This window comes from Streptomyces sp. TLI_171 (assembly GCF_003610255.1).
Classification (GTDB): domain Bacteria; phylum Actinomycetota; class Actinomycetes; order Streptomycetales; family Streptomycetaceae; genus Kitasatospora.
Genome location: NZ_RAPS01000001.1, coordinates 3,522,654 through 3,537,523, shown reverse-complemented (window position 1 = coordinate 3,537,523; position 14,870 = coordinate 3,522,654). Strand labels below are relative to the sequence as shown.

The following is a 14,870-nucleotide window of genomic DNA, read 5'->3' as shown; positions in this document are numbered from 1 at the left end:
GTCCGGGGCTCCCGCCGTGGTGCCCCGTACCGTGACGCTTCTCACCGTTCGCCGCCGAACTGCGCGGGCGCACCGCTGAGCTGCACGGACGTGCTGCCGAGCGGTGCGGACGCTTCGTGCTGCGGACTTCCGGGCAGGGCGGGCCGGTCGGCCGTGTAGGTTCGCTGGCGATGCCCGGAGCCGGGTGTCAGCGACCGAAAGGGCCCCGGTGAAGAAGCGACTGGTGACCGTCTCCGCGCTCGGCGCGCTGCTCGCGCTCGCCGCCGTCGGCTGCTCCGCCGACGACTCGGCGAAGCTCGACGGCTGGGCGAAGAACGTCTGCGACTCGGCGCGGGACCCGATCGCGCAGTCCCGCGCGGCGCTCGCCGACACCGGGAACGTCAAGGAAGGCGAGTCCCCGGTCGACCTGCAGAAGCGGCTGTCCACAGACCTCGCCACCCTCGCCGCCACCAACCAGCAGCTCGCCGACGCGGTGCAGAAGGCCGGTGCGCCGAAGGTCGACGACGGCGCGAAGGTCCAGCAGGACGCCGTCAACGAGCTGAAGCAGGTGGCGCAGGGGTACCTGGACGCGCAGAAGAAGCTTGAGGGGCTGGCCAGCAACGACCAGGCCAAGTTCGCGGACGGCCTGCGCAGCGTCGGCGACCAGGTGCAGCGGCTCTCCGGCGTGTCCACCTCGGCGCTGGCCGGCCTGCAGAGCGGCGACCTGGGCGACGCGATCAAGAAGCAGCCCGGTTGCAAGGCCGGCTCCGCCGACCCCGGCGTGCCCGCCACCGATCCGTCCGGCAGCGCCTCGGCGAGCCCCGGCGACGGCGCCGCCCCGAGCGGCAGCCCGGCCGCGACCGGCTCCGCCGCGCCCTCCGGTTCGCCCTCGCCCGCCAAGAGCTGACCCCCGCCCCGCGCGCGGTGGGGGGAAGTCGAGCCGCGCGGCCGCGCGGCACAAGGAGGTCGACCAGGGCGGCGAGCTGACGCTCCGTTCGGTGGGCGGCTGCCGGGGGCAGGGCTGCGGGCGGGAGAGAATGGCGGGGTGACGAACAGCCCCGTACTTGATGCCGGCCGGATCGCGGAGTTCCGGGAGGCGCTGCTGACGGCCTCCTTCACCGCCGACGGATTGCTGGACCTGCTCGGTCCGACCTCGTACGCGGCGCTGGCCCGCAGCGAGGCTGTGCCCGCGCTGCGGGCGACCCGTGGCGGGTCGCCGCTGGAGACGCTGGTGCGGCTGTTCCTGCTGCAGCAGCCGGTGTCGCGGGCGGCCGCCGCGGCGGCGCTGCCGGTCGAGACGCTGCTGGCCGACGGCTGGCTGGTGGCCGACGGCGAGCAGTTGCGCGCCACCGTGGACGTGCGGCCGTACGCCGACGAGGTCGCGGGCCTGCCCAGCGCGGACGCCTGGGTGGTGTCGGACCTCGGCTGCGCCGTCGGCGGCGCGGGCGGCATCGGCTCGGGCCGGACCGGGGCCGGGATCGAGCGGCGCGACCTGGTGCTCGGCGTGGGCGGGGCGTCCACCACGCTGGCCAACCTGACGGTGCGTCGGCCGGTGCGCGAGGTGCTGGACCTGGGCTCCGGCTCCGGCGTGCAGGCCCTGCACGCGGCCCGGCACGCCCAGCGGGTCACCGCCACCGACCTCAACCCGCGGGCCCTGCACTTCACCCGGCTGACCGCCGCACTCTCCGGCTTCGACCAGGTGGAGACCGCCGGGGGCAGCCTGTACGAGCCGGTCGGCGAGCGCCGCTTCGACCTGATCGTCTCCAACCCGCCGTTCGTGATCTCCCCGGCCGGCCGGTTCACCTACCGGGACGGCGGGATGGCCGGCGACGACCTGTGCCGCAGCGTGGTCCGCGGCGCCGCCGCCCACCTGGAGCCCGGCGGCTACTGCCAGCTGCTGGCGAACTGGCAGCACGTCAAGGGCGAGGACTGGCACGACCGGCTGGCCGGCTGGGTGGCCGGCACCGGTCTGGACGCCTGGGTGGTGCAGCGCGAGGTGCAGGACGTCGCCCAGTACGCGGAGCTGTGGCTGCGCGACGGCGGCGACCACCGGGGCGAGGACTACGCGGCCCGCTACGAGGAGTGGCTGGACAGCTTCGAGGCCGCCGGGGTGGAGGGCATCGGCTTCGGCTGGATCACCCTGCGGGCGTCCGGCGCGAGCGACCCGGTGGTGCGGATCGAGGAGTGGCCGCACCCGGTGGAGCAGCCGCTCGGGCCGCACATCGAGGAGTGGTTCGCCCGGCAGGACTTCCTGCGGACCCACGACGACGCGGGCCTGCTGGCCGCCCGCTACCTGCTCGCCGACGAGGTGGTGCAGGAGCAGATCGGCGCGCCCGGTTCGGAGGACCCGGAGCACGTGATCCTCCGTCACAACCGGGGCATGCGGCGGGCCACCAAGGTGGACACCGTCGGCGCGGGCTTCGTCGGCGTCTGCGACGGCACCCTGGCGGCCGGCGAGATCGTCGACGCGATCGCCCAACTGCTCGGCGAGGACCGGGTGCGGCTGCGCGACCGGGTGCCCGAGTCGCTGCGGCTGCTCACCGAGCAGGGGTTCATCGAGCCGGTCGCCTGATCAGGGGTGGTAGAGCTCGGTCACCGAGGTGATCCGGCCGGCCGCGTCGGTGGTGATGTCGTACATGCCGCCGAAGCAGGCGTACGGCGCGGCGGGCTCGCGGTCCGCCGCGCAGTCGTTGACGTGCTGGACCAGCGCCGCGACGGATACCGGAGCGCTGTCCACCGCCCCCGAGACGGTGACCAGGCGGGCGCTCGCGCCGGAGGCGAACGAGTAGCCGGTGGCGGCACCGGTCGCCCGGTAGTAGCCGTCGTTGTCGACCTCCGGGCCGCAGACGAACACCGTCCCGGTGGCGGTCAGCCGGTCGGCCGCCGCGGCGGTGACATTGATCACCCGGTGGCCGGGCCGCTGGGCCGCCGCGGTGCAGTCCGCCTGCGGCGCGGCGCTGCTGTGCGCGGCGCTCGGCCGGGCGCTCGCGGTGGCGGCGCGGGTGGCCGCGGTGGAGGCGTGCCCGGAGGCGGTCGGGGTGGGGGCGCCGTGGCTCGCGGACGGCGCGGCCGGGGCGGAGGCCGCGGCGGTGGTGGAGGCGGTGGCCGGGCCCGTGGCAGCCTGGTCGCCCTCCGGGTCGCAGGCGGTCAGCGCGGCGACGGCGGCGGTCAGCAGGGCGGCGGTGGCGAGCAGGCGGCGGGCGGCGTTCGGACGGGTGTTCATGAGCTCCCCCTGGTGGGCGCGGTGACCGGTGCGGTCCGGCAGCGTTGGACACGGCGGACGGCCGGGCACCGGTTTCGGCGGTTGCCCGGCTGTGACGCCGGGTGCCGGACCGTGACGTCCGCCGCCGTTCGGTGACGCTCGCCGCCGTCCGGTGACATCGCGTCAACCCGCCCGCGGCGCCGCCGCGTTCACCGGGCGGACTCCTCGGTGTGGCCCGGTGTACGCCGGGAGTCCGCCGCGGGTTGTCCACCGGCTGTCAGGGTGGCTGTCCACAGGCTGTGGACAGTGCGGGGGAGGACCGGGTGGAGACGCCGACGACGCTGGTGGGCGGGGCGGTCCTGGCGGCGTTCGGGAGCGCGCTGCTGCTCTGGTGCGCCGTGGAACTGCGCCTTCGCCACCAGCTGCGTCGGCGTGGCGTCCCCGCCACCGCCCAGGTGGTGGCCGACCCCGACTCGGCCGACGGCACGGACAGCAGCCCGCTGCTGTCCTACGCAGTGGAGCCCTCGGCGGGCGCCGCCCCGGGCGCCGTCCACGAACTGCGTCCGGCGAGCGTGCCGGGCGGACCGGGCCGGCTGGTGCTGGCCCGGCCGCGCGGGCACACCCCGCTGCGCCGGCCGGTGCGGCTGGCCCCGGGCGCGGCCGTCCAGGTCGCCTACGACCCGCGGCGGCCGGACCGGGTGGTGCTGGCCGCGCACGAGGAGCTGCCCTCGCTGCCCGCGGACCTGTTCTGGGCGCTGCTCGGCACCTCCGCGCTGGCCGGCGGGCTGACCCTGCTGGCCGTCGCGTTGCGCTGACGAAACGTTCCGGCCGGTCACCGTCCGAGGCCGCCCGGCAGACCCGGTCCGAGCCACTCGGGGACGGGTTCCGGCCGTTCGCCGCCGCCCCGCACTGCCCCGGCGACGGGCCCGGTTGCGGCGGAAAGACATGCTCGAACACCGGCCATCGGGTTACCGTTCGAGTGGCGTCGGTCGGCCTTGCCGGTGAAAAAGCAGGATCCGTCCGTTTGACAAGGGTGGCCAGGGTACGGTCACACTCCGCTGGTGGGGCCGTCGCGATGCGACGGCCCAGGAGTTTTGGTAAACGACCGGGAGAGAAGAGCGAAGGTGTCCTCGAGCAGCGAGACCGCGCACGGCAAGCGACTCGTCATCGTCGAGTCGCCGGCCAAGGCCAAGACGATCAAGGGCTACCTCGGGCCCGGCTACATCGTCGAGGCCAGCGTCGGTCACATCCGTGACCTGCCCGGCACGGCCGCCGAGGTCCCGGACGAGTACACCGGCGAGGTCCGCCGCCTCGGCGTCGACGTCGACCACGACTTCGCTCCGATCTACGTGGTCAACCCGGACAAGAAGTCCCAGGTCACGAAGCTGAAGTCGCTGCTCAAGGAGTCCGACGAACTCTTCCTCGCCACCGATGAGGACCGCGAGGGCGAGGCCATCGCCTGGCACCTGCAGGAAGTGCTGAAGCCCAAGGTGCCGGTGCACCGGATGGTCTTCCACGAGATCACCAAGGACGCCATCCAGGAGGCCGTGCGCAACCCGCGCGACCTCAACCAGCGCCTGGTCGACGCCCAGGAGACCCGCCGCATCCTGGACCGCCTCTACGGCTACGAGGTCTCCCCGGTGCTGTGGAAGAAGGTCATGCCGAAGCTGTCGGCGGGCCGCGTCCAGTCCGTCGCCACCCGGCTGGTCGTCGAGCGGGAGCGTGAGCGGATCGCCTTCACCTCCGCCTCCTACTGGGACCTGGTCGGCACCTTCGGCACCGGCCGCACCGCCGCCGACGCCGCCAACCCGGAGAACTTCGGCGCCCGCCTGATCACCGTCGACGGCAAGCGGGTCGCCACCGGCCGCGACTTCGGCTCCGACGGTCGGCTGAAGAACGCCGCGAACACCCTGCACCTCGACGAGCAGGCCGCCCGCACGCTGGCCGCCGCGCTGGAGCAGACCGCGTTCAGCGTCCGCAGCGTCGAGTCCAAGCCGTACCGCCGCTCCCCGTACGCGCCGTTCCGCACCACCACGCTGCAGCAGGAGGCCAGCCGCAAGCTCGGCTTCGGCGCCAAGCGGACCATGCAGGTGGCGCAGAAGCTGTACGAGAACGGCTTCATCACCTACATGCGCACCGACTCGACCACGCTGTCGGACACCGCGATCAACGCCGCCCGCGCCCAGGTCACCCAGCTGTACGGGGCCGACTACCTGCCGGACGCGCCGCGCACCTACGCCTCCAAGGTCAAGAACGCCCAGGAGGCGCACGAGGCGATCCGCCCGTCCGGCGACCGGTTCCGCACGCCCGCCGAGACCGCCCTGAGCGGCGACGACTTCCGGCTGTACGAGCTGATCTGGATGCGCACCGTCGCCTCCCAGATGAAGGACGCGGTCGGCCAGTCCGTCACCGTCAAGGTGGGCGGGCGCGCCGCCGACGGCCGGGACGCCGAGTTCTCCGCCTCCGGCAAGATCATCACCTTCCACGGCTTCCTGAAGGCCTACGTCGAGGGCGCGGACGACCCCAACGCCGAGCTCGACGACCGCGAGCGCCGCCTCCCGCAGGTCACCGAGGGCGACCCGCTGGCCGCCGAACGGCTCACCCCCGAGGGCCACGCCACCAAGCCGCCGGCCCGCTACACCGAGGCCTCGCTGGTCAAGGAGCTGGAAGACCGCGAGATCGGCCGCCCGTCGACGTACGCGTCGATCATCGACACGATCATCAACCGCAAGTACGTGTTCAAGAAGGGCACCGCCCTGGTGCCCTCGTTCCTGTCCTTCGCCGTGGTCAACCTGCTGGAGAAGCACTTCGGCCGGCTGGTCGACTACGACTTCACCGCGCGGATGGAGGACGACCTCGACCGGATCGCGGCCGGCCAGGCCGAGTCCGTGCCGTGGCTCAAGCGCTTCTACTTCGGCGCGGGCGAGGCCGACAACGCGGTCGGCGTGGCCGCCGACGCGGGCAACGGCGACGGCGACCACCTCGGCGGCCTGAAGGAACTCGTCACCGACCTCGGCGCGATCGACGCCCGCGAGATCAGCTCCTTCCCGGTCGGCGACGGCATCGTGCTCCGGGTCGGCCGCTACGGCCCGTACGTGGAGCGCCCCTCCGCCGTCGAGGGCGAGACCGGTCAGCGCGCCGACGTCCCCGAGGAGCTGCCGCCGGACGAGCTGACCGTCGAACTCGCCGAGGAGCTGTTCGCCAAGCCCAGCGGCGAGCGCGAACTCGGCACCGATCCGGTCAGCGGCAACCCGCTGGTCGCCAAGGCCGGCCGGTACGGCCCGTACGTCACCGAGGTGCTGCCCGAGGGCACCCCGAAGACCGGCAAGAACGCCGTCAAGCCGCGCACCGCCTCGCTGTTCAAGTCCATGGACCTGGACACCGTCACGCTCGAGGACGCACTGCGGCTGCTGTCGCTGCCCCGGGTGGTCGGCGCCGACGCCGAGGGCAACGAGATCACCGCGCAGAACGGCCGCTACGGCCCGTACCTCAAGCGCGGCACCGACTCCCGCTCGCTCACCAGCGAGGAGCAGCTGCTCAGCATCACCCTGGACGAGGCGCTGGCCATCTACGCCCAGCCCAAGGCGCGCGGCCGGGCCGCCGCCGCGCCGCCGCTGAAGGAGCTCGGCAACGACCCGGTCAGCGAGAAGCCGGTGGTGGTCAAGGACGGCCGGTTCGGCCCGTACGTGACCGACGGGGAGACCAACGCGACGCTCCGCAAGGACGACGAGGTGGAGAGCATCACTCCCGAGCGGGCGTTCGAGCTGCTCGCGGAGAAGCGCGCCCGCGGACCGGTGAAGAAGACCGCCAAGAAGGCCCCGGCGAAGAAGGCCCCCGCGAAGAAGGCCGCCACCGGCACCGCGGCCAAGAAGACCGCGGCCAAGAAGACGGTCGCGAAGAAGACCGCCGCGGTGAAGAAGACCGCCGCGAAGACCGCCGCGGCGAAGAAGAGCGCCGCCGCGGACAGCTCGTCCGAGGAGAGCTGACGGGTACTCCGTAACGGGCCTGTTCGAATCCGGGCAGGCCCGTTAAGGTCGGGGCCGCGCACTCGCTACGCTGACCGTATGACGAGCGAGGAGCTGCCCCCTACCGCACGCACCGCCGCCCCCGACCTCCCGGAGGTCGCCCCTGCCGGCACGCCCGGCGAACGGGCGCGTGCACTGCTGCGGCTCCGGCCCTACCGGAAACTGTGGACCACCCAGCTGCTCGGCGGCACCGCCGACCGGCTGGCCCTGCTGGTGTTCGTACCGCTCACGGTGATCGCCGCCGCGCTCGGCGGACAGCTCGGACACGGCTACCGCGCCCTCGCGCTGTCCGTCGCCGCCCTGTTCGCCGCGCGGCTGCTCGCCACCGGGCTGGTCGGCGCCGCCCTGCTCGGCCCCGTGCACGCCCTGGTCGGCGGCCGCATCGACCGGCGCTGGGCGCTGCTCGGCGCCGACCTGTTCCGTGCCCTGCTGATCGGCCTCGCCCCCTGGTGGGCGATCTGGTCCGCCGGCTCCGCGACCTGGGTGCTGCTCGGCTCGGTCTTCCTGGCCGGCGTCGCCGAACGGATCTGGACCATCGGCAAGGCCGCCGCCGTTCCCGGCCTGCTGGCCGTCCCCGAGCAGCCCGGACCGCCGTCCGCCGCCTCGCTGGACGCCGTCCGCACCCTCGACCTGCGCACCGGCTGGGCCGCCCTCCCGCTGGCCGCGGGCGGCCTGGTCGCACTCACCCTGGTCAACAACGTCCTCGCCGCGCTCGGCCTGGACTGGCTGCGCGCCCACCAGCTGGTCGTCGCCGCGGTCGGCACCGCCGCGCTGTTCGTGGTCAACGCCGCGCTGCTGTACTTCCAGGAGCTCCCGGCCGGTGCCACCGCGGTGCCGCGCTCCCCGCTGCAGGGCCTGCGCGCCCCCACCGACGCCACCCCCGGCGCCGCGCTGAAGAAGGGCCGCACCGGCTCCGCCCCGTACTTCACCTTCTCGATCGCCGCCGCCTACGCCTCGATGGCCGGCGTCGCCGCGCTCGGACTGCTCACCGCCGGCGAGCACCTCGCCGGGCCGATCGGCTACGGCCTGCTGGTCCTCGCCGCCGCCGGCACCCCCGCGCTCGGCATCCGGCTCAGCCGCGCCACCCTGCCCGGCCTCTCCCGGCGCCGGCTGCTCGCGCTCGGCCTGGTCACCTCCGGCGTCGCCCTGATCCTCGCCGGACTGGTCCTCGACTTCGTCCTGGTGCTGCTGTTCACCGTGGTCGCCGGCCTGTCCGCCGGCGTGGTCATCGCCACCGGCCGCGGCCTGCTCGCCCAGGAGATCGAGGAGATCCGCCTCGGCAAGGTCACCGAGCACCTGTACGCCGTCCTTCGGGCGGTCGTCGGCGGCGCGCTGATCGGCATGCCGCTGCTCGCCGCCGCCTACGGCCAGGTCACGCTCGGCGAGATCCGCACCGGCAGCTTCACCTTCATCCACGGCGGCGCCGCCCTCGCCGTCTCCACCGCCGGACTGCTCACCCTGGTGCTCGCCGCCGTCGTCCTGATGAAGACCGACGACCAGCGCGGCGTCGTCCCGTTCGGCCGCGAACTCGCCCAGGCCGTCCGCGGCCAGGCCGAGGTCGCGCCGCACCGGGTCGCCGGCAAGGGGTACTTCATCGCCCTCGAAGGCGGCGACGGGGCCGGCAAGTCCACCCAGGCGCAGGCCCTCGCCGAATGGATCCGCGCCAAGGGCCACGAGGTCGTCCTCACCCGCGAACCCGGCGGCAGCCCGATCGGCCAGCGGCTGCGCGCCCTCGTCCTCGACGTCGGCAACACCGGGCTCTCGCACCGGGCCGAGGCGCTGATCTACGCCGCCGACCGGGCCGAGCACGTCGAGAACGTCATCCGGCCCGCACTGGAGCGCGGGGCCGTCGTCATCACCGACCGGTACATGGACTCCTCGATCGCCTACCAGGGCGCCGGCCGCGACCTGGCCGCCACCGAGGTCGCCCGGATCTCCCGCTGGGCCACCGGCGGACTGGTCCCCGACCTGACCGTGGTGCTGGACGTCGACCCGACCGCCGCGCGCGACCGCTTCACCGAGGCCCTCGACCGGTTGGAGTCCGAGCCCACCGAGTTCCACCAGCGGGTCCGCTCCGGTTTCCTGGCGCTCGCCGCCGCCGACCCCGCCCGCTACCTGGTCGTCGACGGCGCCCAGGCCCCCGCCGCCGTCACCACCTCCATCCGGCACCGGCTCGACCGCGAACTCCCGCTCTCCGGCCAGGAGAAGGTCGCCAAGGCCGAGCAGGAGCGCAAGGCCCGCGAGGACGCCGCCCGGCGCGCCGCCGAGGCCGAGGCCGCGCGCCTCGCCGCCGAGGAAGCGGAGCGCAGGCGCCTCGCGCTGCTCGAGGAACTGCGCGCCGAACAGGCCGAGAAGGACCGCCTCGCCGCCGAGGAAGCCGCCCGCGTCGAAGCCGAGAACGCCCGCAAGGCCGCCGAGGCCGCGCGCCTCGCCGCCGAGGCGGAGGCTGCGCGCCGGGCCGAGCAGGAAGCGGAGCGGCGGGCCGCCGAGGAGGTCCGGCTGGCCGCCGAGGCGGAGGCCGCGCGGAAGGCCGCCGCGGAGGAGGCCGCCCGGGTCGAGTTCGCGCGACAGCGCGAGCTGCAGCGGGAGGAGCAGCGGCGGCGGGCCGAGGAAGCGCTGCTCGCGGCGGAGGCCGCGCGGCGGGCCGAGGCCGCTTCGAAGGCGGCTTCGGAGCGTGCTCCGGAGGCAGCGGCCGACGAGACCGCGGTGCTGCCGAAGGCCGACGAGACCGCGGTGCTGCCCAAGGTCGAGGAGACCGCGGTGCTGCCCGAGGTGGCGACCGAGGACGCCGAGCAGGCGGCCGACGGTGCGGACTCGACGGCGGAGACCACCCGGGAACTGCCGAAGCCCGCGGCCGACGAGACCGCGGTGCTGCCCAAGGCGGACCCCACCGCGCGAGTGCCGCAGGGCCTGTTCCGCGACGAGGACGACTCCGCGCGCACCCGCGAGCTGCGGCCCCGGCCGGACTGGGCGGAGGAGACCCCGCTCGACGACCTGCCCAGCCTGACCGACAGCCTGCTCGGCTCCCGCGAGGAGTGGGCGCGCTGGGAGGCCGATGACGCGCCGGACGCCGCGCCGGACGAGCAGCCCAAGCGGGGCTGGCGCCGCCGCAAGGACTGAGCGCCCGCACCGTTCAGGGGCTCGTGGGGGTACCCCCGCGAGCCCCTGCTGTGCTCGGTGGCGCACGTGGCCCGTCGCTTCTCGTGGCGCTCGCCCGCCGGTGGTGTCCGGGGACGGGGTTAGGCTCGTGCGGGTGTTGGCAAGGAGGAGCGCGGCGTGAGTGTGTGGGACGACCTGGTGGGGCAGGACCGGGTGGTCGAGCAGTTGCAGGCGGCGGCGCGGGCGGCCCGGGCGAGTGTGGTGGCCGGGCGGGGCGGGGCCGTCGAGGGCGGCAACGCCTCGCTGATGACGCACGCCTGGCTGTTCACGGGCCCGCCGGGGGCCGGGCAGGCGACGGCCGCGCGGGCGTTCGCGGCGGCGTTGCAGTGCACCAGTCCGGACCTGGAGCTGGGCGGGACGCCCGGCTGCGGCTTCTGCGACGGGTGCCACACGGTGCTGTCGGGCAGCCATGCGGACGTGAAGCAGGTGCGGACGGACGGCCTGTCGATCGGCGTCGGCGACATGCGTGACCTGGTGCTGCGGGCGGCGAGCTACCCGACCGGCGGCCGCTGGTCGGTGATCCTGGTGGACGCCGCGCACCGGTTGACGGAGGCGGCCGCGAACGCGCTGCTGAAGGGCGTCGAGGAGCCGTCGCCGCGGACGGTGTGGCTGCTGTGCGCGCCGTCGGTGCAGGACGTGCTGCCGACGATCCGCTCACGGTGCCGGCTGCTGGTGCTGCGGACGCCCGCCGCGGAGGCGGTGGCGGACATGCTGGTCCGGCGGGACGGCGTGGAGCCGGAGCCGGCCCGGATCGCGGCGCTGGCCGGCCAGGGCGACATCGACCGGTCGCGGCGCCTCGCGGTGGACGAGCAGGCCCGGGCGCGGCGCGCCGAGGTGCTGCGGATCCCGCTGGAGGTGGCGGACGTGGGCGGCTGCCTGGCGGCGGCACAGCGGCTGGTGGACACCGCGAAGGCGGACGCGGAGGCGCTGGCGGAGACCCAGGACGCCAAGGAGACCGGTGACCTGAAGGCCGCGTACGGCGCGGCGGAGGGCAGCCGGGCGCCGCGCGGCATGGCGGGCGCGGTGAAGGAGCTGGAGAAGCGGCAGAAGAGCCGGGCGACCAGGACCCGCCGGGAGACGCTGGGCGTGGCGCTGGGCGACCTGCTGGGCTTCTACCGGGACGTGCTGGCCCTGCAGATGGGCGCGGGCGGCGCGCTGGCGAACGAGGACCACCGGCAGGCGTTGCAGCGGCTGGCCGGGGAGGGCGCCGCGGAGAATACGCTGCGCCGGATCGAGGCGGTGCTGGCGTGCCGCCGGGCGCTGGACCGGAACGTCGACCCGCTGCTGGCGGTGGAGGCGATGACGATGGCGCTGCGGGCGGGCTGAACCCCGGCGCCGGCGGTACGAGTCGGCCGGAGCCGCGGGGTACCGGCCGGCGGAACCCGATGGGGCCGCCCACGGCCGTCTGCTCTTCGCTCGTTCGAGTGAACGTGGGGAGACGCCCGTACGGGCCGGGGACCAGCGGGCACGTGGTCTTGCACCCTGTGCACTGACCACGCGTTCGCCTCCGGCGGCCGGTCCTTCCCCGAGGTGGTGCGTCCCCATGCCCCGTTCGCTCCTCGTCCTGTTGTTGCTGGTCGCCGCGGTGACGGGCGGTTGGCTGGCCCGGTCGGCGATGGCGCGCTGGCGGGATCTGCGGGCCGCGCAGACGTACGAGCTGGCGGCGGAGGCGCGTCCGGTGCTGGTGCGGGCGGGGGCGGCGGTGCTGTGCCTGACGTGCGTGAGCGCGCTCGGCGTGGCGGCGCTGGTGGGGGAGCGCCCGGGGAGCGGGACGGTGCAGGCCGCGGCGGCGGTCGGCGCGGAGCAGAGCGCCCCGGCGGGCAGTGCGGACCGGGCGGCGTCGTCGGCGTCCTCCTCGCCGTCCCCGTCTCCGTCGCTGGCCGCGGTGGCGTTCGGCAGCGTCGGCCGCTCGGCGGGCGGGGAGCTGCTGCAGGGTGCGGTGCCCGGTCCGGACGGGCGGGCGCGGACGGTGCGGGTGTGGCTGCCCGCCGAGTACGGGCAGGACCCGGCGGCCCGGTTCCCGGTGATCGTGCTGCACTCCGGGACGGCCGGGCGGACCGCGGACGCCGATCTGCCGGACGTGTTCGACGGGGTGGCCTCGGCGGTGAAGCAGGGCAAGGCCCGGCCGTTCGTGGTGGTGGCCCCCGAGGCGCCCAGCGGCACCGGCCACCCGTGCGACCTGGTGGCGGCCGCCCCGCAGGCGGTCGCGGACGACGCGGCGCTGCGCGCGGCGGTCGGCGCGGCGTTCCGCACCCTGCCGGCCGGCCCCGGCGGCTGGAGCGTGCTCGGCGTGGACGGCGGCGCCCCGTGCGCGGCCGCCGCCGGCCTGGCCCGTCCCGACCTGTACGGCGCGGCCGCGGCGGTGTCCGGCCGGTACGACGCGCGGGCGCTGGCCGGAGCGGCGGCGGAGGCCCCGGCGGCGGTGACGGCGCGGCTGCTGCTGGCGTCGGCGAAGCGGGACGGCGACGGGACGGCGTCCGCGCGGGCGGTGCAGTCCGCGCTGCGGGACGCGAAGGCGCGGGCGGAGGTGCGGACGTCCGACGTGGTGCAGGACTACACGGCGGAGCGGGAACGGCTGCGGCTGGTGCGGGTCGCGGTGCAGTACCTGGCGGAGGGCCTCGCCAAGCCGTGAGCGGCGGCTCGGTCCGGCGCGGCCGTCGGCGTGACGGGTTGGTGCGATCGGCGGTGTGATGATCGGCCGGGCGGGGTGGACGGGGTGGTGGTGCACGGAGCACGGCGGTGGCGGCGACTAGGCTCGGCCCTCTCGGCGTCGGCCGGGGCCGCCGGCCCCTGCGGCCGGCCCGTTCCAGGGGAGAGGACCCATTGATGAGAGTCGCCCGGACCAGGCTGCTGCCCGCCGCCGCGCTGGTGGCCGCCGCGTCGCTGCTGCTGGCGGGCTGCACCTCGGGCCATCCGGCACCGGCCGGCACCCCGGGCCGGTCCGCGGACAGCCTGCCCGTCAGCCCGACGGGAGCGTCCGGCGCCACCCCGCTGGAGCCGCTGCCCACCGAGCTGCCGGCGGCTCTCGCCCCGTACTATGCGCAGAAGTTGACCTGGAAGCCGTGCGAGACGGACTTCGAGTGCGCCACGTTCAAGGTGCCGCTGGACTACGCGCACCCCGGTGACGGCCACGACGTCCAGCTGTCCGCGATCCGCCGCCCCGCCGGCGACGCCTCGCACCGGCTGGGCTCGCTGCTGCTCAACCCGGGCGGCCCCGGCGGCTCCGCCGTCGACTACGTGCAGAGCGTCGCGGCGCGCTACGACGCGAGCGTCCGCTCCAGCTACGACCTGGTCGGCTTCGACCCGCGCGGGGTCGGGAAGTCCGCGCCGATCAGCTGCCTGGCCGGCGACCGGATGGACGCCTACACGGCGGCCGACCTGACCCCCGACGACCAGGGCGAGATCGACGCCCTGGCGGCCGTCGACAAGGAGTTCGCGACCGGTTGCGCCACCAAGTCCGGTGACCTGCTGGGCCACGTCTCCACCGTCGAGGCGGCCCGCGACATGGACGTGCTGCGCGCCCTGACGGGCGATCAGAAGCTCAACTACGTCGGCAAGTCGTACGGCACCTTCCTCGGCGCGACGTACGCCGGCCTGTTCCCGAGCAAGGTCGGCAAGGTGGTGCTCGACGGGGCGATGGACCCGTCGCTGGACGCCGTCACCGGCAACCTCACCCAGGCCGGCGGCTTCGAGACCGCCTGGACGGCATTCGCCAAGGACTGCGCCAAGCGCGACGACTGCCCCGTCGGCCGCAGCGAGCAGGAGGCCGGCGACAAGCTGACCGCCCTGTTCAAGAAGCTCGACGCGCAGCCGCTGCCGACCGACGACAACCGCCCGCTGACCGAGTCGCTGGCGCTCACCGGCGTCGCCGAGGCGATGTACGCCGAGTCGCTCTGGCCGTACCTGCGGGAGGCGCTCACCACCGCGCAGGCCGGCGACGGCAGCGGGCTGCTGAAGCTCGCCGACGAGTACTACGGCCGCTCCAAGGACGGCAGCTACGAGAACCTGATGTTCGCCAACATGGCCGTCAACTGCCTCGACCTGCCCGCGCCGTTCGCCGACCCGGCCGGGGTCAGCGCCGCGGTGCCCGCGTTCGAGAAGGCCGCGCCGCACTTCGGCCGGGACATGGCCTGGATGGCGCTCGGCTGCGCGTATTGGCCGACCAAGGCCACCGGGGCCCCGCACACCGTCCGGGCCGCCGGGGCCGACCCGATCGTGGTGGTCGGCACCCTCCGCGACCCGGCCACCCCCTACGCCTGGGCGAAGTCGCTGGCCGGGCAGCTGGAGTCCGGGCGGCTGCTCACCTACGACGGCGACGGGCACACCGCCTACCAGCGGCGCAACGCCTGCATCGACGACTCGATCAACCGCTACCTGCTGGGCGGCGAGGCTCCCGCCAACGGGAAGGTCTGCGCGGACTGACCGGCACTCCTGACAGGAGTGTTTATGCGTGAAGGGGCTGGCAGCTAGCATGGCGCAGCCCCTTCTCTCTCCCTGGAGACCGC

9 protein-coding genes are annotated in these 14,870 nt (G+C 75.0%); 8 read left to right on the top strand and 1 reads right to left on the bottom strand.

Annotated features, from left to right (window positions below):
• Positions 1 to 223 precede the first annotated feature (223 nt).
• Together BX266_RS38635 and BX266_RS16140 are read left to right on the top strand one after the other, a co-directional pair.
• Positions 224 to 886, top strand: coding sequence for a small secreted protein (locus BX266_RS38635; protein WP_180290506.1), 663 nt, complete (start codon positions 224 to 226; stop codon positions 884 to 886).
• Between the two features lie 138 nt (positions 887 to 1,024).
• Positions 1,025 to 2,551 (top strand): methyltransferase, encoded by a 1,527-nt coding sequence (locus BX266_RS16140; protein WP_099900529.1) that lies wholly within the window; start codon positions 1,025 to 1,027, stop codon positions 2,549 to 2,551.
• Here the strand turns inward: BX266_RS16140 and BX266_RS38630 are convergent, their stop codons facing one another.
• On the bottom strand, positions 2,552 to 3,202 hold the full coding sequence (locus tag BX266_RS38630) for a hypothetical protein (RefSeq protein WP_180290505.1): 651 nt from the start codon (positions 3,200 to 3,202) through the stop codon (positions 2,552 to 2,554).
• Between the two features lie 302 nt (positions 3,203 to 3,504).
• On the opposite strand from BX266_RS38630, the gene BX266_RS16130 reads away from it, so the two are divergent.
• The 6 genes from BX266_RS16130 to BX266_RS16105 all read left to right on the top strand — a co-directional run bounded on the left by BX266_RS16130 (position 3,505) and on the right by BX266_RS16105 (position 14,787).
• Complete coding sequence (locus BX266_RS16130; RefSeq protein WP_099900522.1) at positions 3,505 to 3,996, top strand: DUF3592 domain-containing protein; 492 nt, start codon at positions 3,505 to 3,507, stop codon at positions 3,994 to 3,996.
• Positions 3,997 to 4,305: 309 nt separating this feature from the next.
• Positions 4,306 to 7,167, top strand: coding sequence for a type I DNA topoisomerase (gene topA / locus BX266_RS16125; protein WP_099900520.1), 2,862 nt, complete (start codon positions 4,306 to 4,308; stop codon positions 7,165 to 7,167).
• Between the two features lie 78 nt (positions 7,168 to 7,245).
• Complete coding sequence (gene tmk / locus BX266_RS16120) at positions 7,246 to 10,326, top strand: dTMP kinase (protein ID WP_180290504.1); 3,081 nt, start codon at positions 7,246 to 7,248, stop codon at positions 10,324 to 10,326.
• A 156-nt stretch (positions 10,327 to 10,482) separates the two neighbouring features.
• Complete coding sequence (locus tag BX266_RS16115) at positions 10,483 to 11,691, top strand: DNA polymerase III subunit delta' (protein ID WP_099900518.1); 1,209 nt, start codon at positions 10,483 to 10,485, stop codon at positions 11,689 to 11,691.
• A 217-nt stretch (positions 11,692 to 11,908) separates the two neighbouring features.
• Positions 11,909 to 12,997, top strand: a complete 1,089-nt coding sequence (locus BX266_RS16110) for a hypothetical protein (protein WP_099900516.1) — start codon at positions 11,909 to 11,911, stop codon at positions 12,995 to 12,997.
• Between the two features lie 194 nt (positions 12,998 to 13,191).
• Entirely contained in the window at positions 13,192 to 14,787 is a 1,596-nt protein-coding gene (locus tag BX266_RS16105; protein ID WP_099900514.1) for an alpha/beta hydrolase, read from the top strand.
• Positions 14,788 to 14,870: the final 83 nt, after the last annotated feature.

Coding starts and splice junctions, on each gene's coding strand:
- BX266_RS38630 (WP_180290505.1), bottom strand. CDS start 3,202: ATGAACACCCGTCCGAACGCCGCCCGCCGCCTGCTCGCCACCGCCGCC.
- tmk (WP_180290504.1), top strand. CDS start 7,246: ATGACGAGCGAGGAGCTGCCCCCTACCGCACGCACCGCCGCCCCCGAC.
- BX266_RS16110 (WP_099900516.1), top strand. CDS start 11,909: ATGCCCCGTTCGCTCCTCGTCCTGTTGTTGCTGGTCGCCGCGGTGACG.
- BX266_RS16105 (WP_099900514.1), top strand. CDS start 13,192: ATGAGAGTCGCCCGGACCAGGCTGCTGCCCGCCGCCGCGCTGGTGGCC.